This window comes from Noviherbaspirillum galbum, from assembly GCF_010974945.1.
Classification (GTDB): domain Bacteria; phylum Pseudomonadota; class Gammaproteobacteria; order Burkholderiales; family Burkholderiaceae_D; genus Noviherbaspirillum; species Noviherbaspirillum galbum.
In genome coordinates this window covers 108237-129874 of the sequence record NZ_JAAIVB010000011.1, presented here as the reverse complement: position 1 = coordinate 129874, position 21638 = coordinate 108237, and the positions used below count along the sequence as shown (strand labels likewise).

Sequence of the window (21638 nt, the reverse complement as noted above, 5' to 3'; positions counted from 1 at the left end):
AGCATTGGATGTCTGTTCATCAGGTTTTTTGAAGTTGCTCGTAGACGACTGTGGCAATGCGCGCCAGTTCACCCTTGTCGGCGCCTGCAGACAGCGCATAGCCGAACTTGCCGTCGATCCAGTAGAAGACATTGACCGGTCCTTCCTGCGCGAAGCGGAAGCCGGTGTCCTTGTTCTGCGCCTGCTCGGTGGAGACATACAGGGTCAGGCGCTGGCCAGCGACGTCGTGGTACATGAATTGGGCGACCGGTCCGGTTTCGCCCGGCAGCAGGCGGCCGCCGATCAGCTCGTAGCCGAGCTTGCCAAGCTTCGGCGGACGGATCTGGCTGCCGATGCGTTTTGATAGCCAGGTGACGAGCTGATCTTCCTGGTCGGCGCCGATTTCCACCGGGCGCTTCACATCGGGGCTATACACCACGTGGGCGATCGCCGCCTGGCGCGCCAGGCTGGCGACCCGTTGCACGTTCGCCGGCGCCGATGCCGGAGCGAGCGCAAGCTCGGCTTGCGGGCCGACACGCTCATGCAGCATCCAGCCGGCGCCGCCGCCAAGAAAGGCGATCGCAAGGCCGGCGGCGAGTTGCTGCAGCATCCAGCTGCGCCGGTGGGGAACCGCATTCAGTCGGGCAGGAACGGGCTCAGACAGCACCGGGTTGAACAGCTTGCGCAGCGCGTCGTTCTGGTTGCGGTAAGCCTGCAGGCGCGCGGCTTCTTCCGGGCGCGCGGCGAGGTAAGCTTCAATCTCGTCGCGTCGCGACTCTGGCAGCAGGCCGTCGACGTAGGCATGCAGATCGGCTTCGGTAACGGGTAATTGGGTCATTTCACGACTTTCAACGGGGATGCGACAGTTTGTCCTTCCATCTGCGCGCGCAACCGTTCGCGGGCGCGCGACAGCCGCGACATCACGGTGCCGACTGGAATGCCGAGCGTGGCCGACACTTCCTCATACGTCATCTCTTCGAGCGCGACGAGCAGCAGGATTTCGCGCTGCTCCGCCGGCAGCGTCTTCAATGCGGATTCCATGTCGCGCAGTTGCATCCTGTCGGCCTGCGGTGCATGGATGGAGGGCATCGGCGTCTCGTCGCCCAGCTCGACAGTGGTGATCGACGGCCGGCGCACCTGGTCGATGTGCAGGTTGTGCATGATGCCGAACAACCAGGCGCGCATGTCGCTGCCGGAGCGCCACGACGACATCCTGCTCCAGCCGCGCTCCATCGTGTCCTGCACTAGGTCATCGGCCCCGGTACGGTCGCCGATCAGCGCCCGCGCATAGCGGCGCAGGCGCGGGATGCAGGCAATCATCAGTTGGGCGCTGTCGTCTTGCATAAAGGGCTTTCGCAAATCGGTCGAGAGCGCACGCTCAATCCTGGACAATATGCCAGACGTTTTTCAGGTTGTCGCCGCTGCGGTCGCCCGGCTTCTGGTCGGAGGCGAAGCGGTAGACCGGCTTGCCCTTGTAGGCGAGCTGTTTTGTGCCGTCGTCGCGGGTGACTGCCGAATACGGTGCGGCAAGCTGGCCGGCGGGGGCGACGACCGGCGGCCACAGGCCGGCACAGGGACCGTTGCAGACGCTTTTTCCGCTGCCGGCGGCGTCTTGGTCAAAGGTATAGACCGTCATGCCGGCGGCATCGACGGCAATGCCGTCGACCTTCTTCAACGGCGGGCTATCGGCGAAGGCGGCGCCGGATACCAGGATAAGCGCGGCGAGGGCCGGCAGAAAGGTGCGGACTGGTTTCATCATGATTCCTAGGGCAAGAGAGCTGGAGCGGGAACGGTCGCACATCGGATCGGCGCGGGACAATCCCCTCCCCGGGATGGAGCGGGCGTTCAATAACCGGCGGCGACGGCCAGCTTTGGATCGATCTGCCAGGTTTCGCTGACCAGCATGCCGTCACGGTAAGTTAGCACGTAACGTACCTTGATCGGCTGCTTGCCCTCGAATTGCACATTGGCCGACACGGTGGACCCCTTTGGGTTGGCCGACTCTTCGAGGTTGGCGACGGTGACCTTCAGCGGTCCGACCGCCTTGCCGAATTTTTCCCAGGTGCCGCGGATGTTGTCGGCGCCGACATAAGTGCCGTCGAGCGGGCCGCCGACCCAGTTCAGCTGCGGATTGGCAGCGTAACCGCGCATCACGACGCCGAGGTCGCCGGTGGCGATCGCATTGAAGTGGGTTTGCGCCGCGTCGGTGGCAGGACCGGCAATGGCACTGCCGATGGAGGCGAGGGAAAGGCTGGCGACGATCACGAAGTGTTTCATGGCAATACTCCTGTGGGTGAATCGAAACTGAATTTGACAGACCTGCTGCGCTGCGGCGAGACATCTTGCTTCTGCCTACACATGCGTATACGAAACGGGGATTCCGTTTATTCCATCGAAGGCAAAAAATTTTTTCCTGGTCGTCCGGTGCCGGACGGCGGCGCCATCCATGCTTTATTAGGCAAACAACGCCATGACAAGCCGGTTGATCGCCGCGCCGCCAAGCGTCAACTAGACGAACAGCAGGAACTTGGCACCCGCCCATCGAATTGCTGACTGGAGCGCGGTGAGGCTGAAGGCCGCCATTGCCGACGCCAGTGAAGCCATCTTCCGTTTGGTGCTATTGGACATGCAGGCGGATGTGGCTCAGACCTATTTCTGCCTGCGTGCCACTTACGCCGAACTGGTATTCCTGCAGGGGACGGTCCGCACCCGAGAATAAAATATGCGAAGCAGCCAGTGTCATTTCGAAATTGGCAACATCAACGAACTCGACCTTGCGCGCGCGAGGACCGGGCTCTCCACGGCCCGCGCCGAAGTGACCGCACTTAACTTGGGGTTAGTTGACGGGGTTTGCCCAACTTGGACTGAAGTGGCTGGCGTTGCTCTCTGTCGAACCGGCCTCATCGCCATGGGACAAAGGCCTGTTTAATGTTGCGAATGGCAGTTTTATATAGCCGTCAAAGGCATTAACGGGTCCAAGCTAATGGAATGGTCGCCCCCTCCCAAAATTGCACCGCAGTAATATGTAGAGGAACTGCGACAACCATCAACCAAGGGAGCGACAAATGCAAATTGCGACGATTGGCCTGGACCTGGTAAAGAATGTGATCCAACTCCATCCGGTAAATCAGCATGGGAGAACGGTAGTCAAGAAGGCACTCAAGCGTGATCAGGTGTTACCGTTCCTAGCCAAGCTTACGCCATGTTTGATCGGCATGAAGGCATGCAGCAGTGCACATCACTGGGCAAGGAGGTTCAAGGGCTCGGGCACACCGTGCGCCTTATGGCTCCTCAGTTCGTCAAACCCTACGTTAAGACCAACAAGAACGACGCTGCCGATGCCGAGGCAATTTGTGAAGCCGTAATCCGGCCAAACATGCGTTTTGTCCCTATCAAGAACATCGAACAGCAGGCGGTACTATCTCTACACCGGGCACGCCGGGGATTCGTCAAAGCACGTACTGCGCAAACTAACCAGATTCGCGGAATGCTGGTTGAGTACGGCATCGTAATGCCCCAGGGGATATGCCACATATTGAAGCGGGTGCCAGACATGCTCTGCGCTGATGAAGCTGATTTGCCGGGCACATTCGTTCAACTGCTTCAGCGGTTAGTAGAACATTTGCGCGAGCTTGATCGGCATGTTGAGGAACTTGAGCAGCAGATTCAGCGTTGGCACAGGGAGAACGAAGCAAGCAAGAGGCTGGCGTAAATTCCAGGAATTGGCCCTATTACCGCCAGCGCGCTTGTAGCCTCTATTGGTGACGCACGTAACTTCAAGAGCGGCAAGGAGTTGGCAGCCTGGCTGGGATTGGTGCCTCGTCAGCATTCCAGTGGCGGCAAGCAAAACCTACTTGGAATCAGCAAGCGAGGTAACTCCTACCTCAGAATGTTATTGATTCACGGTGCGCGTTCCGTCTGGCGCGTGGCAGAGCGAAAGACGGACTACGTGAGCGGCTGGCTGTCCAAACTATCAGAGCGGCGGCATCACAACATTGCCGCTGTGGCGCTGGCTAACAGAAACGCCAGGATCATGTGGGCGCTGCTTGCGCATGACCGAACCTTCAACCTGACTTTCAATATTCCACGATGACGAACCAGATATAGAACACATGAACATGCAACAAAGAGTCCAGTAGTAGAAGAAGAAATACAAGGGGAAAGAACCCTCCACCGATTGCACGGGCAATCATGAAGTGATGGCAGAACAGGTCAGACCGAGGCAGGCCAAACCTATTTGACACGGGGAGCATCAAGCTCGACAGACTGATTAGGAACCTGCCAGCATATTCCATCAGGGACAGAGGCAATAGCCTCGATCACAAGTCCGGATCTATGGCTGCAATCTTCACCGGCGCGACATCATGAATTGAACGCTTGGCAAACTGGGGGCGACCATCTATGTGTGAAAATGTTTTGATGACTTCCAACTCGCACTGAGCGATCCTTCGTCTGTCCAATAGGCAGACGAAGGTCGCTATTGGGAAGCGGCTATGACGGCTTAGGGTCCAGGGTGTGTGAAAACGCCTCAATTTGAGTAAACAAAACTATGAATGAAGGGTCAAACGAATAACACCTAACAAAGGGGATTCGTATGAAGCGCTTCATAGAGGGAGTCGAACGCACGCAAGGCACAATGTTTCCGGCACAGCTGGACGAGTATGTCGCCGAAGACAACCCCGTGCGCGTCGTTGATGCCTTCATCGACACGCTCGATCTGAAGTCGCTTGGTTTTGATGGCGCGGTTCCTGCTGAAACGGGAAGACCTTCGTACCATCCGGCGGTCATGCTCAAGATCTACCTCTATGGCTACCTCAATCGTATTCAGTCGAGTCGGCGCCTGGAGCGAGAAACTCAGCGCAACGTCGAACTGATGTGGCTGATCAACCGGCTCACGCCAGACTTCAAGACCATTGCCGACTTCCGCAAGGACAATGGAACGGCCATCCGCAACGTCTGCCGGCAGTTCGTCCTGCTGTGCCACAAACTCAACATGTTCGAAGGCGGCGAAGTCGCCATCGACGGCAGCAAGTTCAAGGCGGTCAATAACCGTGACAAGAACTACACCCAGCGCAAGATCAAGGCACGTATTGAACAGGTCGAAGAAAGCATCGCCCGCTACATGGAAGAACTCGACCGGGCGGACCGGCAGCCGGAGCTGACGACCAAGATGCGTGTCCAGCACATCAAGGACAAGATCGCCTCATTCAAGCGGCAGATTGATGACTTCAATGCACTGGAGAAGCAGCTGCAGCAGGTGCCAGACCAGCAGATCTCCGAGAGCGATCCGGACGCGCGGTCCATGGCGACAAGCGGGCGCGGCACCGGCATGGTGGGATACAACGTACAGACTGCGGTCGATACCAAACACCACCTGATCGTCGCTCACGAAGTGACCAATGTCGGCCATGACAGAAGCCAGCTTGCCAACATGACCGAACATGTCCAGCAGGTTATTGAAAAGAAGGGCCTTGTGGCCATAGCAGATCGTGGTTACTTCAGCGGTGTGGAGATCCGTGCCTGCGAACTGCAAGGTGCAGTACCACTGGTGCCCAAGCCGATTACGTCAAACAACCGGGCGCTGGGCAAATTCGACAAGCGCGACTTCATCTATATGGCACAAAGCGATGAATATCTGTGTCCGGCCGGTCAACGTGCCCCATGGCGATGCCAGACCGAAGAGCGTGGTGAGTTGCTGCATAAGTACTGGCCTTCAGCATGTCCGACGTGTACGCTAAAACCAAAGTGCACCACTGGCGATTACCGGCGCATTACGCGCTGGGAGCACGAGGAGATATTGGAGCGGATGCAGCGGCGACTGGACGAGCGGCCCGGCTTGGCAATAACACGCCGCTGCACGGTTGAACATCCGTTTGGCACGCTAAAGGCATGGATGGGTGCCACGCACTTCCTGATGAAAAGGCTGCCGAACGTGGCAACCGAAATGAGCTTGCATGTCCTGGCGTACAACTTGAAGCGAATGATAAATATCTTGGGACCGAATACGTTAATGGCGGCGATGAGACGATAGGCCGAAAGGTCTTCTCATGCGATCAAATTGAATCATGGTCGCCAAATTCTCATTTGAGGTCGTTCTGAGGACGTTTCCGCACAACCTCGGTCGGCAAGGGCCAGCCACCGCCATTGAGGCAAGGTCCGCAAAGTGTCCTATAGCTGCCAGCGACACACTCTCCAGCTAGCGCCGCCTGCGGCCAATTCCGGCCTATCACTGGTTCTCCCTAGTTGGTGTTGGTAGAGTAAGTATGACGGTCAACCCAAACCCAATTGCTCACGCAGCACAAACATACAGGCTGCCAAAATCATTGCGAAACTAGATTTCTGTCGGGCATCAACGAAAGATGTTGGGAATCATCTTTTCTCGCCATTTTGTGATTAAATGTGCAATGCATCCTACAATATTTGAAATCGTATGAATCCATTTAACGCGTCGACGCGTATCCGTATTAGTTGAAAACTGAAGGATGGTTTATTGCTTGGGCTGCCATTGTTTCTTGCCGCCCTTTCTTCCTACTGAATTGAACAAGTTAATTTGAAAGGCTTGCCGTGAGGTTGAAAATCGTTGGCGTCCAGTTACGCCGAACCACGCTGAGTGCTGCTGTACTCAGCACTTTTCTGGTGCATGCGTCGGGAGCTTACGCAGCCGATGCCGAAGCCACACTCCCCAGTATCACTATTGAGACTTCCCGTACCAGCCAAATCGGCATTGCGGACTCAGCCAATAGTGGCATCGTGACACAAAAGCAGCTTGAAGCCCGTACGGTTTACCGGGCCGGCGAATTGCTCGAAGCGACCCCGGGCATGATCGTCAGCCAGCACAGCGGCGAGGGCAAAGCCAACCAGTTTTACCTGCGCGGCTTCAACCTTGATCATGGTACCGATTTCAGAACTACCGTGGACGGCATGTTAGTCAATCAGCGCTCCCACGGACATGGGCAGGGATGGACCGATGTGAACTTCCTGATCCCGGAGTTGACCACTCGCCTGGAGTACAAAAAAGGTCCGTACTACGCCTCTGAAGGCGACTTCGCGTCTGCAGGTGCGTCCAGCGTGGTGTATGCGGACAAGCTCGCAGCCGGTATTGCGAGCATAGGTATCGGACAGAATGGTTACCGACGCACCTTGCTGGCGGATTCGCCAGCAGTGGGCAATGGCCATTTATTATATGCATTGGAGCTGTTTCACAATGACGGTCCGTTTGTAATGCCGGACAACTACCGACGTACCAATGGTGTGCTGCGTTATAGCGAAGGCACAGAGGCAAACGGATTCAATGTATCGGCAATGGCCTACCGCGCCCGATGGCAGGCTACTGACCAAATCCCACAACGCGCGGTCGATAGTGGTGCACTTTCTCGCTTCGGTTTCATTGACCCCACCGATGGCGGCGAGTCACACCGGTATAGCCTGTCGACGGCCTGGCGCAAGACTGGCGACTCTTCTGCTACGCGTGCGAACGCATACGTCCTTCACAATCAGCTCGATTTGTACTCCAATTTCACCTACTTCAATGATGATCCGGTCAACGGCGACCAGTTCAATCAACCCGACCGGCGCACGACCTTTGGAGCTAATCTCAGCCACACCTGGGAAACCAAGCTGCTGGGACGGCAGTCAGAGAACACGGTGGGTTTGCAACTGCAGAATGACAATATCTTTAATGGCCTGCATAACACTGTGTCGCGACAGCGCCTGTCAACAACCCGAACCGACCATATAGTCGAAGGCAGCGCAGGTATTTATGTTGAAAACAATACGCGATGGAGCGAAAAATTCCGTACCGTCGCGGGAATTCGCAGCGATTTTTATCGTTTCGATGTGCGCAGTGACAACCCGGTCAATTCAGGCAAGAGCAATGACAGTATCGTCAGTCCAAAATTAAGCCTCATCTTCGGTCCATGGGCCAAGACTGAGTACTACGTCAATCTGGGGAACGGGTTCCATAGTAACGATGCACGAGGTACAACGATCACGATTGATCCGAAATCGGGCGACCCTGTTGACCGCGTGTCACCGCTGGTGCGGGCAAAGGGCATGGAGCTCGGCGTGCGTTCCGAATTCGTGCCAGGCCTGCAGACTTCGTTGGCGGTTTATCGGCTGGATTTCGACTCGGAACTCCTCTTTGTCGGTGACGCTGGTACGACCGAGGCCAGTCGGCCAAGCCGTCGTTACGGCTTCGAGTTCAATAACTACTACAAACCGACCAAATGGTTGACCGTGGATGCGGATATCGCTTTTGCACGTGCCCGATTCCGCGATGCCGACCCCGTTGGCAACCGGATCCCAGGCGCTGTCGAAGGCGTAGGATCGGTGGCGGTTGCAGTGGATAATATTGGCCCGTATTTTGGAGCCTTGCAATTGCGCTACTTTGGACCACGTCCGCTGATCGAAGACAATAGCGTGCGTTCGCACAGTACAACTACGCTAAATGGCCGCATCGGTTACAAGATCAACCCGAAGATGCGGATTGAACTGGAAGGCTATAACCTGCTCAACCGAAAAGCTTCAGCAATTGATTATTACTATGAGTCGCGCTTGCCTGGTGAATCGGCGGCAGTCAATGACGTGCATTTCCACCCGATTGAATCCCGTTCGTTCAGGGCGACGCTGGTCATGAACTACTGAGACTATTGACGTGCTTCACGTCTTTGGCATCAGGTGAATATGGCGATGCTTTTTTGTAGAAGGCGTCGCCATTTCTACAGGCACGATATGGATGTTTCCGTGCCGCACGCCATTTTCCGCAACAAGCTGATTAGCAAAGGTGTTCACTAGCGAAAATGCGCCTCGCAATACGACCGTTTCCATGCAGTTATTGTGGTCGAGGTGCACATGCATCGTAGAGACGCAAATGTCGTGGTGATCGTGTTGAAGTGTCGTCAAACGCCGGGCCAGTTCGCGCTCATGATGGTTATAGATGTAACTGACCGTTGCTACACAATGCCGAGCTTGATTGCTGACTTTGCGCTCCTCCTCGACTCGCACGCGAAGAAGATCACGGAATGCTTCTGAGCGATTAACATAGCCTCGCCGCTCGATGAGATCGTCGAATTGACGGGCAAGCTCCTCGTCAACAGAAATGGTAATACGGCGCATAGTTTTTCCGGAATGAAGATGTCCTCAATTGTATCCTGAAGATATCAAAATTTAGAGCCTATGATGATCCGGCAAAGTAGCAGTATGCTCTCTTGTTGATAAAACTTTTCAGACAAAAAAAGGCCGAACTTTCTATGGTTCGGCCAAGGTCGGCAATTACGCCAATTCACCCTCAGGAGAAGACTCACTTGGATCAACGGGTCTCGATATTCTAAGGTCCCGTTCAATCTTACAGCATCAATTCTTACTTCGGCACCAGCACTGAATCAATGACATTGATGACACCGTTTGATTGATATACATCGTAGACACTGATATTGGCGGCACCGCCGGCCTCATCGGAAACCTGGATATTATGCGGACCATTCATGGCAAACATTAATTTGCCGCCACTTACTGTTGGCAGCGATGCTTTTCCCTGACCCTTTTTGATTGCATCAGACAGGGCTGTGAAATCATATTTGCCTGAAACGACATGGTAAGTAAGAACCTTGGTTAGAGCCGCCTTGCTTTCCGGCTTGACCAGGTTATCGACAGTCCCAGCGGGTAGTTTGCCAAAGGCGGCGTCCGTTGGCGCGAATACGGTGAATGGGCCTTTTCCTTTCAAAGTTTCCACTAGACCGGCAGCCTTGACTGCTGCAACCAGGGTTTTGTGATCGGCTGAATTGACCGCATTATCGATGATGTCCTTTGACGGCAGCATGGATTGGCCACCGACCATGACCTTGTCGTTTGCGAAAGTTGATCCAGATGCCAGCACAATGCTTGAAACCAGTAATAATTGACTGAATTTTTTCATGATTGCCTCTGTAGAAAAGTGGGGATAGTTGAGCGTCCATTCTTATATACGCGGAGGCTACATGAGCGGATTCAGCTACAGGCAAAATTCGTGGCGGTCATATTGCCGAACAATGGAAGTAACGTCTGTTTATGAAGTTCAGCAGTGGCAACGAGGGGTCGAAGGCGTGTGAAAACTCCGTATTAGTTGCTAGCGGAACGTCTGCTATAGAGAATGTTGACAGTCGGCTTGGGGTCGACTGCCGGCGATCAACTGAACACCGTGGATGGCCGCTTCTTGAAGCGATGCGGACTAATCCCTTTTCCAAATCCGCTTATGACTCTGTCTAAGTGAAGACGTCGCCGAACATGGCTCGGGCGAGGTCCAGAATACGCACGCCAAGGCGAGGAGTTCGCTCTCTTGTATTGCAAGCTTGCCTTGGCGGTTGGTCAACACACCGAGAGACGGGCGAATAGAGCCGGCACTCGGCTGTTCAAGGGAAGGCTGGCCCGCAGTCCGCGCTATGCGCGGATCGCGCCGCCATCCGGCGCGAGGTAGGTTGACCGCGCATCGCCGGTCGCACTTACTTAGTCGTTAAATCCCGCCAAATTGCGTTACGAAGGGTATGGACATAGTGCATGATGAATACCCGCTTTTAATACAAATGGTATGGACATGGCGATTTCTTGAATGTCCTTTACACATGCACCTCAACTTAATGTCCATTCCTATTCAATTCGCGGGTGACGGGCAATACCTCAGAGGTTGACCATTCTGGATGATCACAGCGCCGGGACGGGGCTTTGCCGGCTGTTTCGGCTTTGCCGGCTTCTTGGCGGCGGCCGTCTCGGTCGTGAATGTGGGCCAAGCAAATGACATGGGCTCTCCAGTGCTAGCGCGATAAAAACTCGGATGGCCAGCATGCTAACGGAGAAATGAAAAATGAACTAATGGTTCGCTAACCGCTGGATATTCTTATCAGCGCGCCAAGTGCTTTAGATAGTCATCGAGCGGCACGAATCTAGTGGCGACATCCTTTAACTCGCGCGATGCATGCTTCCAAAACACGACGTGAACAGGGAAGCCACGTCTTTTAAGCTTTTCGATGGCTGGGACATAATCTGCGTCTCCGGCCACCAGCGTAATTTCGTCGCCTGCTTTCATTAGCTCGTACGAATCTTCGATCATCGTGGCAACGATGTCGGTATCTATCTTCTTTTCGTGGTTGGCCACATTACGGTCATAAGTAATGACCTGGAAACCGCGACGCTCCGCTGCGGACCACACTGAATCGTTTTGTGGAGGACGCGACCCGAAAAGAGCAGCTTTTGCGACATCTGCCTTTTGCCCCCCCGCAAATTCGAAAAGCTTGCCAAAATCCAGTTTCCAAGTGGGGTCTGTAATTTTGTTTTGTACTGCGGACCAAACATCGGGGACGAGCCCATTTTGATAGGCCGCCACATGCATTCCTTCAATCCAAATATTGGAATTATCAACATACAAAAAATTTGCCATCACAATCTCCCTGTTTAGCTCTTTTCTACGCCAGAGCGTCAATTCGTGCGTCGCTATTTCGCGCGCATGAATTGAATCGCGTCGATCAGCTTTTTCCCACTAGCGCTTTCACGGTGAACTTGCTGGATTAAGATCAATCCAGCGTCCTGCATCGCTTGTGCACTGTGAAATACCGATTGGAATCCTTCCAGTGTTTCACCTTTTGTAGCATCTGGGCGCATCCATCCTGTGGCGCCAATTTTGGTTGCCTCATATGCCTGCTTTGCAACGTCTCTCATCATTTCCCTTTACTTCAATGGCGGAAGTGGGTTCAAGTCAATCGCTGGGCCTGTTAAGCGCTTCAATCGTTCAGCTGGAATTGGAAACTGCCCGATAAGAGCGCGCGCTGCATGCCGCTTGCCCCAACCGGGGTTTTGTCGTTCCATTTCTTCGTCCCATTTTTTAGAGCCGATTTCTGACTGAGCTAAGGTCTTGTGTTTTCTACCCATGTCTTTCCTTTGGTGGTTCATAAGCGCCGGCTTTATTTCTTATCTCCAATGAAATAACTAGTCGTCTTTTATAATCCGTTTCTGAAGTCTCTCATGCTTGGCTTTCAGCTTTTCATGAGCGAGTATTTCGCGCACCAGGTTCCAAATCGTTTCGTTCATCTTCCGATAGTCGTTCGATGTATCGGGTAGGAGCCATTTATCGAGGGTCCGCTTGGCGCATCCAAGCCTTTCTGCAAACGCTTCACGCGTCAGGTCAAGGTCGTGCATAGCGGTCTGCAATAATTCCCGTTGCTTCATCTCATCGTGCTACCTTTTGGATATCCCTATTGGGGATATTACACGATCGAAAAATGAACGCAAACGTTGCGCGCAGGCAGTGCGGATCGTCCATCAGGTAAGGCATCAAATGCTCCTGCGCGGAACGCCGATAAAGCTGCTGTTGCGCACAGGTTGACTTGGGGACCGGTCCAATTAGATTGAAACAAAGAGGCTGTTGGGTGCACGTTTTTAGCGGGCGGCGACGTTTGCGCGATGGATCAAGCGGGACCTTAGGAGGATTTCCCTCGTAGACATCGAACCATCGACCACTGCTGCTAATTATTGTGGTTCAACTTCAGGAAAGCCCTGCTTCTTCTCGCCAGCCGGCCCCGTATATAAGGCGCGCACAGTTGGACTGCAGGCCCCATCGAGGTTTGAGGCACGGACTGGAATTTTCGGCGCGGGCTGTCCTGGTTGCCTGCCGGTAGCTGCTGCGCTCGTCCAGGCAACCTAGCTGGTATGGGCGTGCCGCACACCGGGACCCCCTGCACTCGCCTAGCGTCTCGGCAGGTATAAGGCGGCGATGAAACCACCGCCGGGTAAGCCGCTGGTCGCGGCCGGGGTGAGCGCGCTGCGCTGGGGATGGCGCTTCGCGCCGGGGAAGCCGCTACGCGGCAACGGAAGGCGCTATTCGCGCCGGATGCGATGTGGCCGGTCGATGTCCTTGGTGATGCTGGTACGTGGTGCCTGCTGGAGTGGATGGCGCGTCGGTGCGATGTGCGCTGCTGATGGCGTGTTGGAGGCGGTACAGGGCGCGATGGCGCCGGGTGGCCAGCCCTACCCTGTGCGCTATGATTGGCCGGTTCGTGGCTCGCTCGGCTCGCCGGCAGCGCGGCTGTACGCGCCTGCTGCGCAGTCGCTGGGTCCGAAGGGCTTTCCTGTTTCAAAAGCAGGATGTTCCTGTTCTTCGGGGCTGAGTGCGCAAAGAAAAACCCCATACCGCGTGCTTGCGATATGGGGTCGATGATGTCAATGTTCGGTCAGAACGGCAGGACCTTGCTCTCCAGATTGCTGATTCGCCTCTCCAGGTCAAGGATATAGCCGGCCAGCGCAATGTTGCCGGGAATGCCCAGAGCGATCGCCTTGTCCGCAATGTCCTGCTCCTGCTTGGCTTGCCTCACTTTTGCCTGGTCGCGCCAGATACGTTCGTTCTCCGTCTGGAATGCGGCCAGTTCCGCCCGGTGGGCCTCGAACCCTTCCGTCTCTCCCAGATCCCAGCAGGGATCCTCCTGCCAGTTCCGCTTCAAAGCCTCGACTTCCTCGCGGGTTTTCTCGACGACTGCTGTTTGCATGGTGTCTCTCCTTAGTATCGTTTTTTGAAGTCGACGCCCTGTTTCCAGTTGCGCTCGAAGTGTTTCAGGTACACCGCGGCGAGCTGCGGATTGTTCCAGTGGACGATGACGTTCTCACTGTTGCGCGTGGCGGCCGAACTGGTGAAGTTGTAGCTGCCTGTCTCGACCGTTGCCTCGTCCACGATGATGGTCTTGTCGTGGGCAATTGCGAAGATGCTGATGGTGCGCACCGACACGCCGGCCGTGGCCAATGTGGAGAGCGCTGCCGTGGCCTTGCCGCTCCTGTCCTCATCCATGTTGCCCTTGCTGTCGACGACCATGGCAACATCGACGCCACGCTTCTTGGCGTGCAATAGGGCCGACACAACCGCTGCCGACGTGAAGCTGTAGGCCATGAGACGGATGGATGACCGGGCCGAGTCGATGGTCTTGATCACCAGCTTTTCGGCACCTTCGTTTGGGGAAAACGCGACCTCGATCTCCCCGGTGGCCGGCACCTTGAAAGACCCCGGCTGGAGCATCGACGTCACTGCGCCTTCCAGTTCCTGTGCTGCCGACTTCTTTCTGGCATACGCCGGCGAAATGGCGAGTGCGCAGATCAGGAAGAGTGGAACAATTTTTCTCATGTTGCCTTTCCGTGGTTAGGGGTGATCGCGCAGATAGTCCTGCGGATTTGCGACACTGGATACGGTGTCGAGAAACTGCTGCGCCTTTTCCTGTGTCGCAAAGTAACCCGAATCCCGGGAACCTGGCTCCTTGTCGCCGTATTCATCGGTATAGATCGTACCGATGTAGTATCCGGCGGCGGACTTCAATACTTGCAATGGACTGTATCGCCCCTTTTGGGATGGTTCGATATAGTCAGCATTGGTGATCATGGGGGATTGCATGGTGGCTTTTCCTTTCTGCGTTAGTCGATGTCGTGGATCGGATCTGGGTCGCCTACCCCTCTATGAGGCAGGGACCTAGAGACCTTATAAGCGGCAGTCTGATGGGAACATCGGGCAGTCACTGGGGACTTCCGACCTGATCCACTTGCCGTGTTCGCCCAATACCATTGGGATATATGCTTGCAGCTTCAGGCACCGCGAATGCGGCTTGGACAATATCTCAGGCTTGCCCAGATAATCGCCTGCCTTGCCGTACGGGGCGGTGTACCAGCAGTGCTTGCAGCCGTGACAGGTCGGAACATTAGGCTTTGCTGACTCCCATCGTCTTGAGCCATGCCATCCAGCCCTGGTACCGTGCGTGATACGCGCCGTCCGCGCGGCCATCCCAGTAAAACCCGTCCGGACCGTGGAACTCCCAGTGGTCCTGATGGAAGTGGTATGTCCAAGCCCGTCGTATTTTTACCGCCGGGTACGCCTTGCGGACAAGCGATGTTGCCTCTCGCAACAAGAAACGGGAGACAGTTCCGTCGAGATCGACAGGCTTAGTGGTTTGGCTTCGACGCTGCGCAATCCGGACCTGAATCCTGGCTTTCGCTGCTTGGGCTTCTTCAAACGAACTGGGAAGCATCATCACCAGCTTGTGGCGCTCAGCGCGCTCTTGGTCCGTCATAAAGTCGATTTCGGCACCGCCCACGGCGCCGGCGAAATCCGGGGCAGACACGCGCATGCGCGCTTTTGCCGTTTCCCCAAGCTCATCCAATCTTGCTCGAATTTCCTGAATGTCCACGGTTGCCTCTCTCAGAGCGGATAGACCGAACCGGGGCGAACCAGTTTGGCGTGATAGGGAACCGTCTGGCCGTTAACCGCACAGGCGATGACGTGGTTTTTGGCGGCATCTTCCTTATCCTGCGGAAGCAGGCGAATCCAGCCACCCTCGTTTTTGACCACCGTCATGCGCAGGATGTCTTCCCGGGCGCGGCTGTAGATCACGTCCACCTCGTCGCCAGCTTTGATCGCCAGCACCCAGAAGCGGCGCGCGGCTTCGTCCTCGTCAAACGCCGGGATGGGCGAGCCAAGGTTGCCGTCGATGCCGATGCGACTGAGCAGGCCTGCGGCAGCGAGCAGGTTGAGAATCCGGACTTCGTTCGGACCCACATCCTTGTGCAGCATGGTAATTGACGTCTCTTCTCCCTGAACGATTTCGAGCCTGGTGCTGTCCAGATTGACGACGTGGCTGAGCTTGCGGCTGTTGATACGGCCGGTATTGACCCGGACCGGCACCTTGGCCTGGAACATGCGTGCGGCCCAGCCGCTGGCGGTGAGGTCGACGATGGGTTTTACTTCGATTGCGATGTTCATTTTCCTTCTCTCCTAAAATAATGGGCAAATCGCCCGTTTTGCGTCAAAGCGAAGGAAATGAACGAAAAATTTAATATTTTGGGACCTGACACATGCCGGCCCGATTGACCCAGACGCTCTCCCGCATGGCCTATGCGAGCGCCGTTGGCTTCGACACGAAGTCCGACCCGCGCAGGTACCAGGGCGGCAACCTCGTTCCGCACTACAACATGGCGCCCGGAAGCTGGCCGTGGATGCTGCATCGCCTCCACCTCGGGCGCGAAGAGATGGATACCGTGCGCTTCGGCTTCGAGCCGCCCGAGGATGGCGCGCGGATGTTCAAGGCTGTGGGCATCGACTTCGCCATGCGCGAGCGGTACTTCCGGCATATGTGGCGCGAGGGACGGGCTATCGTGCCGATTGAGGGCTACCATGAGTTGCCGCCGGATGGCTCCAACCCGTGGTACGTGCGGCTGCAAGAGGGCGGGATCATGCTGTGCGCCGTTATCTCGTCCTTCCGGCCGTACAAACCCGAACGTCTGCCGGGCATGGGATGGTGTTTTGTGACTGCTGGCCAGCTGGGGTTTGGCAATCCGCGCGACCTGGTGCCGGTGATCCTGTCGCCGCAGGACGCCCGTGCCTGGATGGATCCGGCAACCAGTGCGGAAGACGCCGAGCAGCTGGCAAGGACAAAGGCGCTGTCGGCAAATGCCTTCCATGCGTTTCGCGTCTCCAAGCGGGTACTCTCTGACGGGGTAAATGATGAAGGCCTGATTGCGCCGGTGTAGCGCAAAGAAAAAGCCCACACGGCGACATGGCGCGTGTGGGCTTGGTGGATCACTGTTGCTTGTACTCGATGGAAGTCGGTTTTCCCGCCGCTTCGCAGCTATCGCAGCAGGCGCCGATTTTTTGCCAGCGGCGCGGCGCATAGGGCGGCTTGACGGCCCGCCGAACCACGAAATGCTCAGTGAACTCCAGCGAGCACTTGCAATACATGCACTCGGTGCTCATGCCGCCTCCCCTTCTGCGCTCGATGCGTTGCCAGCCGGGTTTTCCAACTGCAGCAGGTCCATGGATTTGCGGCACATGTTGCTGTTGCAGGTTCCGCCGGCGCAGGCCTCATCCATGCAAACGCCGGCAGGCACCACGGTTTTCGCCATGCGCGCAATGAGATCCTGCACTTCCGCACGGCGATAGGCCGAGTCCGGATTGGCCAGCAGTCCCTCCACGGCGTGCATGAGGGATTCGCCAAGCGCCTTGTCGTGCCTGAGCGAGCTCAACTCGGACTGCGCTTGCGCGGCAGCTTCCTGCGCCTCGGTGGCACGAATCATCCAATAAGTGGAGTCCCGGCCGTTCTTGGCACTTTCCTCATGCTGGGCGACCACAAGGCTCAGGCCATCGATCTCGGCCCGGCACTGGGCGATGTAATGCACCAGCTCCGCACGGCTTCGGTTGGAAAAGTCGCCTTCGTCCAGCAAAGGCGCATCTCCCCACAGGCCCGGCAGTGGCAAGGGCATCCAGTGCGTGGCGGCGGCGGCAACTTCGGACTGAACAAGTTCCCCGCTTTCCGGATCGACATCGCCAAGCAATTCTTCCGTTTTGATGTCGAAGAACTGCTCGCCGCGGAAGTCCGATCCCTCGGTATAGACCAACACACGGTCGACCGTCTGCGGATCGGGCACGCGGTCCTTAAGCGACGTCATCCGCTGCAACAGTGGCGGCGAGTACTTGCGGTATCCCACATGCCACATGTGTTCGGCTGCCGCCCGGGTGGTATTGCCGGGCGTCTTGTTCAGGTCGTGGTACATCTCGACCAGTTGCAGTCGCTGGGATGGCGACACCGCCTCGAGCACGGCTGGCGTGATGACTTTCGGCGCCGCGGCGAGCATGTGGGCAAGCAGCTCGTGCCAGCGGAAGTTCCCCGGCATGGACGGCGGATTAATCAGGCGTTCGCCCTGGCTGCCGTAGCACAAGGACTCGATGTATCTCTGTCCGGCTTCTCCCATCGCCGACGTGTATTCGATTTCCATTACTTCCTCCCAAAAAGCTAACCAAGCGTAGCGCCACGACATGCGGCCACAAGAAAAAGGGACTGTTCGGCGCGATCGTACCGAAAAAGGCGATTTTGAAATAATGGTTTTGTCTCTTATTTTTGAAGGCGCATCTCTGCCTGCAATGGGACGCCGGCATCAGTCGGAAACCATGCATTGTTCGCGGCAACCGCCGCTTCTTAAGGAGATCGCATGATTGAGTTTGAAGAACTTCCTCATGGCCCACTGCTTTCGCATGGCCAGGACATGAAGGGGATTACCGTCGTCGACCATACGGAAGGCGTTGAAGCGATCGTGGCAGAGTTCCACGACAACTTCGACAATGGCCGTAACCGGGTACATCGCTTCGTATCCCTGTTTCGCCATGCAGAGCGCATGGAAACCCTGTTGAAGGATCTGGCGGCCAGCGTCACGCTGGACGCCAGGACACTGGCACGCTTGCAGGAACAGGCCCGACGCTTGGGGGACGACATTGAGCGCGAAGAAAAGCTGTCGAACACCGATCGGGGAATCCAATCCCTTCAGGCACACAACGATCCGCGTCAGGAGGGCTGAGCACATGCACAACAAACGCGTTTCGTCGAACCCCTTCGCTGGCGACAGCGCCGTCGACCAGGCTGCCCTTGCCGGCTTCCGTGCCGCCTTGCGCGGAAAGACCCGGATGCCGAGTCGCTATGCCATGGACGACCTGCTAAGCGCTGCATGGCAGATCGGACAACGCCGCGGACACGAGGCCAAATGATGACCATTTCATTATTTCTGCATGGCAATTCGTGCAACAATGCGGGTGTTTGTTCTGCGACCGCCTTCAACGTACCAAGGAGATCTATGAGTTCGTCCAACCCGTATCCCAAGGATGCCCGTGTCGATCGCGCCGCGCATGATGGCTATAGCGCCGCTGCCCAAGGACAAAAGCTTGCGCCGACCGAGTATGCCGACAATGGCGACTTGAAGATGGCTTGGATCATCGGCAACCGCCGCGGCCACTTCGACCTGAACAACGCCTAACCGCGTCCTTTGATCCACTCGCCCGCATGCGCCCTCACCGGCCATGCGGGTTTGTTTTTTCGGTGTCGACATTTCTAGGGCAATGCTTATTCGCTCCCCCGCATGGGAGCTATTCAATGGAGAATACGAAGGCCCATTAAAGAATCGCCGAGACCCCGCTTCAAGGACCTGATACGCAGGATGGCAACTACTACGTGTCCTGCTGAAACGACCAGGGCAGGTATCGCCTGCTGCTCGGTCCCTTTGTCAACGACCACGTCGCCGCGCTCAAAGAAGTCGACAAAGTGCGCCTCTACGCCGCCCAAGTCGATCCCAAGGCCGTCTGGTATGCATTTGGCACCTGCCGCATGGAGCCGGGCACGGACACGCCCGATGGCATCCTTAATCGATTCTGGCCGGTAGAGTTTGAGCCGGGCACCCAGATCCTGAGAAGCACACGCGACGCTGTGACGCCGCCCGTTTGCTGATCTTCCCTTCCCGCACGCGCCGTTTGGCGGTGCGGGATTGGCTTTTTGGAGCAGAACCATGTACCGGAATGCTTGCGGCCGGGGCAAGCCTGGCCCCTGCTTTCAGCCGTCGATGACGTCGACGGCGTTGCGCTCGTGCCTGGCGAAGGCATAGCAGTTGCGGCCATCGCGCTTGGCGTCGTACATGGCGGCATCCGCTCGCTTGATGATCGCTGCTGGGTCGCTGTCGTCGCTGCTACCAACCACAATCCCGATGCTAGTGGTCACGTGAACCTCACTCTGACCAACCTGCAGGGGATCGATCATGGCATCAAGCACCTTTTGTGCGATGAGAACCGTATCGTCCACCGGATCATTGACGTCCTGCGCGATGATCAGGAACTCGTCCCCCGCAAGCCGTGCCACCAAGTCGCTATCCCGAACGCTCTGGCGCAGCCGCCGTCCAAACTCGATGAGCACCTGATCGCCGGCGTCATGACCATAGGTGTCATTGATCTGCTTGAACCGGTCGACGTCAAGGAACATGACGGCAAATGGCTTCCTGCTGCGCCGCGTGCGCGCCACCGCCGATTGAATCTCTTGCAGGCAAGCGGTTCGGTTGGGCAGCCCGGTCAGTGCATCGGTCAGCAAATCCTGTTTCAGCGCGAGCTGGTAGTTCTTGCTGTCCGTGATGTCCTGCGCCAATGCAAAAAAGCCTACGACCCGGCCGCGGGCATCGGTCTCAGGGACGAACTGGGTGGTCAGGTGTTGATGCTTGCCCTGGTAAGGGCGGCTGTGTTCGAACGTGGTGTGCTCTCCTGCAAGCGCCTTATCCATCGACGGCGCCAGCGCCGCATAGGCGGCTTCATGCAGGACATCCTTGGCGAACCGACCCTCAATGGCGTTCCGGTCGAGTTCAAGCCATTCGGCGCCCGTGCGGTTGACGAACTGAAAGCGCTGCTGGGCATCGAGGTAGGCGATCAATACCGGCGTGTTGTCGGTGATGATTCGCATGCGTTCCTCGCTGGCCGCCAGTGCCTGGGTGCGCTTGGCGACCTTGTTTTCCAGCGACGCGTTCAGGTCTCGAAGCGTCTTTTGGTTGGCCTGCAGATCATCGACCAGGGCCGTCAGCGCCGAACCCAATTCCTGCACCTCGACATGATGTGCATTTGTCGGCGCCAGGCTGGCCGCCTGCCCCAGTCGCAAGCGGCGTGCGCCGTCTGCCAGCGCCACGAGCGGCGCGACCAATCCGCGGGCATGGAGCACACCGAACGCGGAAAAAACCAGTGCAATGCCAAGTCCCAGCCAAAAAATCAGTTGCTGCGTCCGCCGCACCGGCTCAAAGGCGGACTTCACGTTCTGCCGCACCAGCACCGTCCATCCGAGCCCCGGATACGCTTGATGGCCACGCGTGGTGGCATAGCCGACGAGGTATTCCTCCGTGTCCGCCCATCGCTGAATCCGGTATCCGTTGCCCTTCGTGCCGTTGCCAGAGCCATCCAATGCTGGGATGGGACGGGCGATATTGCCCACCGGCGCGACCAGGATCGTGCCATCCTTGGACACAATGAACCCTTCAACACTGGGGCTGCCTGCCACAGCCAGCACGTCACGCTGCATCTGCGCGGCCCAGTTCCAGCTCATGTGGGCACCGACGACGCCTGCCGGTTTGCCGTCAGGACCGGAATACGGAAAGGCGACATCGACAAATCGGGGCGGCTCACTTCCCGCGTAGGGCAGTTTGGCCGCCAACAACTTGGCCTCATGCACATCCTGGATATGCGTGCCGGCCAGCGCGCCGCCAAACCAGGGCCGCTTTGAGACGTCAACGCCGGTCAGCAAACTCTTGGTATCTACCAACACGCGTCCCTGCAGGTCGGTGACACCGATCCACGCATAGTAGGGATACGCCTTCTGGATGCGTTCAAGCCGCTGCTGCTTGCGAGCCAGAGGCTCGGAGGGATCACCGAGGTTGCCCTGTTCGGCCAGCAGTTCGAACTCGCGATAGCGCTCAGCCATGCCCTGGTCGAGCTTGTCGGCCGTCTGGAACGCCATCGCTGCCAGCCGCTGTCCGATCTGCTCCTGCAAGCTCGCCGTGACGGTCATTTCGACGACGGAAATCGTGACCAGCGTGAGGAGGATAGACATCCCACAGAAGCGCCAAGCCAGATCGGTTTTAAGCCGTTTGTGATACGCCGCGCGAAACAACAGCATGCTGACTCCCTTGCATTACATTCGAATCGTGGTTTTGCAACCCTCCCCCTTCCTTTTGTTCATGAACGCAATTGCCGCAGGAGGGGTTGGCGGGCATTGCTGGGCTCCTTGCGAAGTCGGGAAACGACATCCGGTCAGCCGTCGATGTGGACCGCGGGCTGGGAACTCCCAGATTGTACGCACGAAGCCAACGCCGAAATAATGATT

Annotated in this window: 26 protein-coding genes and 1 pseudogene; 9 read left to right on the top strand and 18 right to left on the bottom strand. The window is 56.9% G+C overall.

What is annotated here, in order from left to right; genetic code table 11:
• Positions 1-19: 19 nt before the first annotated feature.
• From G3574_RS03750 to G3574_RS03735, 4 genes are all read right to left on the bottom strand, one after another.
• Positions 20-817, bottom strand: coding sequence for an anti-sigma factor family protein (locus G3574_RS03750; protein WP_163960680.1), 798 nt, complete (start codon positions 815-817; stop codon positions 20-22).
• The gene (locus tag G3574_RS03745) at positions 814-1323 is read right to left on the bottom strand and encodes an RNA polymerase sigma factor (protein WP_163960679.1); all 510 of its coding nucleotides are present in this window, start codon (positions 1321-1323) and stop codon (positions 814-816) included. The genes G3574_RS03750 and G3574_RS03745 overlap by 4 nt, the downstream gene beginning before the upstream one ends.
• Before the next feature lie 34 nt (positions 1324-1357).
• Entirely contained in the window at positions 1358-1735 is a 378-nt protein-coding gene (locus G3574_RS03740; protein ID WP_163960735.1) for a COG4315 family predicted lipoprotein, read from the bottom strand.
• 89 nt (positions 1736-1824) lie between these two features.
• Positions 1825-2256, bottom strand: coding sequence for a nuclear transport factor 2 family protein (locus tag G3574_RS03735; protein ID WP_163960678.1), 432 nt, complete (start codon positions 2254-2256; stop codon positions 1825-1827).
• 33 nt (positions 2257-2289) lie between these two features.
• Here G3574_RS03735 and G3574_RS03730 point away from each other — a divergent pair, with 33 nt between their 5' ends.
• From G3574_RS03730 to G3574_RS03710, 5 genes and pseudogenes are all read left to right on the top strand, one after another.
• Positions 2290-2532: a hypothetical protein gene (locus G3574_RS03730; RefSeq protein ID WP_163960677.1), complete on the top strand. Its 243-nt coding sequence runs from the start codon at positions 2290-2292 to the stop codon at positions 2530-2532.
• Positions 2507-2698 carry a hypothetical protein gene (locus G3574_RS03725; RefSeq protein WP_163960676.1) on the top strand — a complete coding sequence of 64 codons (192 nt, stop codon included), beginning with the start codon at positions 2507-2509 and terminating at the stop codon, positions 2696-2698. The genes G3574_RS03730 and G3574_RS03725 overlap by 26 nt, the downstream gene beginning before the upstream one ends.
• 346 nt (positions 2699-3044) lie before the next feature.
• Positions 3045-4072: pseudogene (locus G3574_RS03720) on the top strand (IS110 family RNA-guided transposase).
• A gap of 501 nt (positions 4073-4573) precedes the next feature.
• On the top strand, positions 4574-6010 hold the full coding sequence (locus tag G3574_RS03715) for an IS1182 family transposase (protein ID WP_163960675.1): 1437 nt from the start codon (positions 4574-4576) through the stop codon (positions 6008-6010).
• Positions 6011-6543: 533 nt separating this feature from the next.
• Entirely contained in the window at positions 6544-8622 is a 2079-nt protein-coding gene (locus G3574_RS03710) for a TonB-dependent receptor (protein ID WP_407941597.1), read from the top strand.
• A 15-nt stretch (positions 8623-8637) separates the two neighbouring features.
• Here G3574_RS03710 and nikR read toward each other — a convergent pair whose 3' ends face one another.
• The 11 genes from nikR to G3574_RS03655 all read right to left on the bottom strand — a co-directional run bounded on the left by nikR (position 8638) and on the right by G3574_RS03655 (position 15733).
• Complete coding sequence (nikR, locus tag G3574_RS03705; RefSeq protein WP_163960674.1) at positions 8638-9093, bottom strand: nickel-responsive transcriptional regulator NikR; 456 nt, start codon at positions 9091-9093, stop codon at positions 8638-8640.
• A gap of 244 nt (positions 9094-9337) precedes the next feature.
• Positions 9338-9892 (bottom strand): fasciclin domain-containing protein, encoded by a 555-nt coding sequence (locus tag G3574_RS03700; RefSeq protein WP_163960673.1) that lies wholly within the window; start codon positions 9890-9892, stop codon positions 9338-9340.
• A gap of 957 nt (positions 9893-10849) precedes the next feature.
• Positions 10850-11386 carry an NYN domain-containing protein gene (locus tag G3574_RS03695; protein WP_163960672.1) on the bottom strand — a complete coding sequence of 179 codons (537 nt, stop codon included), beginning with the start codon at positions 11384-11386 and terminating at the stop codon, positions 10850-10852.
• Positions 11387-11439: 53 nt separating this feature from the next.
• The gene (locus tag G3574_RS03690) at positions 11440-11667 is read right to left on the bottom strand and encodes a hypothetical protein (RefSeq protein ID WP_163960671.1); all 228 of its coding nucleotides are present in this window, start codon (positions 11665-11667) and stop codon (positions 11440-11442) included.
• A gap of 6 nt (positions 11668-11673) precedes the next feature.
• On the bottom strand, positions 11674-11874 hold the full coding sequence (locus tag G3574_RS03685) for a hypothetical protein (RefSeq protein WP_163960670.1): 201 nt from the start codon (positions 11872-11874) through the stop codon (positions 11674-11676).
• Between the two features lie 57 nt (positions 11875-11931).
• On the bottom strand, positions 11932-12171 hold the full coding sequence (locus G3574_RS03680; protein WP_163960669.1) for a hypothetical protein: 240 nt from the start codon (positions 12169-12171) through the stop codon (positions 11932-11934).
• 1001 nt (positions 12172-13172) lie between these two features.
• Complete coding sequence (locus G3574_RS03675) at positions 13173-13484, bottom strand: hypothetical protein (protein ID WP_163960668.1); 312 nt, start codon at positions 13482-13484, stop codon at positions 13173-13175.
• An 11-nt stretch (positions 13485-13495) separates the two neighbouring features.
• Positions 13496-14110, bottom strand: a complete 615-nt coding sequence (locus G3574_RS03670; RefSeq protein ID WP_163960667.1) for a phospholipase D family nuclease — start codon at positions 14108-14110, stop codon at positions 13496-13498.
• A gap of 15 nt (positions 14111-14125) precedes the next feature.
• Entirely contained in the window at positions 14126-14374 is a 249-nt protein-coding gene (locus G3574_RS03665; RefSeq protein WP_407941596.1) for a hypothetical protein, read from the bottom strand.
• 301 nt (positions 14375-14675) lie between these two features.
• The gene (locus G3574_RS03660; protein ID WP_163960666.1) at positions 14676-15161 is read right to left on the bottom strand and encodes a hypothetical protein; all 486 of its coding nucleotides are present in this window, start codon (positions 15159-15161) and stop codon (positions 14676-14678) included.
• A gap of 11 nt (positions 15162-15172) precedes the next feature.
• Positions 15173-15733, bottom strand: coding sequence for a hypothetical protein (locus G3574_RS03655; RefSeq protein ID WP_163960665.1), 561 nt, complete (start codon positions 15731-15733; stop codon positions 15173-15175).
• Positions 15734-15837: 104 nt separating this feature from the next.
• Here G3574_RS03655 and G3574_RS03650 point away from each other — a divergent pair, with 104 nt between their 5' ends.
• Positions 15838-16500, top strand: a complete 663-nt coding sequence (locus tag G3574_RS03650; protein WP_205609653.1) for an SOS response-associated peptidase family protein — start codon at positions 15838-15840, stop codon at positions 16498-16500.
• Positions 16501-16549: 49 nt separating this feature from the next.
• On the opposite strand, the gene G3574_RS03645 is transcribed toward G3574_RS03650, so the two are convergent.
• The gene (locus tag G3574_RS03645; RefSeq protein ID WP_163960663.1) at positions 16550-16723 is read right to left on the bottom strand and encodes a hypothetical protein; all 174 of its coding nucleotides are present in this window, start codon (positions 16721-16723) and stop codon (positions 16550-16552) included.
• Positions 16720-17784: a DUF551 domain-containing protein gene (locus G3574_RS03640; protein WP_163960662.1), complete on the bottom strand. Its 1065-nt coding sequence runs from the start codon at positions 17782-17784 to the stop codon at positions 16720-16722. The genes G3574_RS03645 and G3574_RS03640 overlap by 4 nt, the downstream gene beginning before the upstream one ends.
• Positions 17785-17955: 171 nt before the next feature.
• Here G3574_RS03640 and G3574_RS03635 point away from each other — a divergent pair, with 171 nt between their 5' ends.
• The 3 genes from G3574_RS03635 to G3574_RS03625 all read left to right on the top strand — a co-directional run bounded on the left by G3574_RS03635 (position 17956) and on the right by G3574_RS03625 (position 18771).
• Positions 17956-18318 (top strand): hypothetical protein, encoded by a 363-nt coding sequence (locus G3574_RS03635; RefSeq protein ID WP_163960661.1) that lies wholly within the window; start codon positions 17956-17958, stop codon positions 18316-18318.
• Positions 18319-18322: 4 nt separating this feature from the next.
• Positions 18323-18505 (top strand): hypothetical protein, encoded by a 183-nt coding sequence (locus tag G3574_RS03630; protein WP_163960660.1) that lies wholly within the window; start codon positions 18323-18325, stop codon positions 18503-18505.
• Positions 18506-18591: 86 nt separating this feature from the next.
• On the top strand, positions 18592-18771 hold the full coding sequence (locus G3574_RS03625) for a hypothetical protein (RefSeq protein ID WP_205609652.1): 180 nt from the start codon (positions 18592-18594) through the stop codon (positions 18769-18771).
• Between the two features lie 569 nt (positions 18772-19340).
• Here G3574_RS03625 and G3574_RS03620 read toward each other — a convergent pair.
• Positions 19341-21431, bottom strand: coding sequence for a diguanylate cyclase domain-containing protein (locus G3574_RS03620; protein WP_163960658.1), 2091 nt, complete (start codon positions 21429-21431; stop codon positions 19341-19343).
• Between the last annotated feature and the right edge of the window lie 207 nt (positions 21432-21638).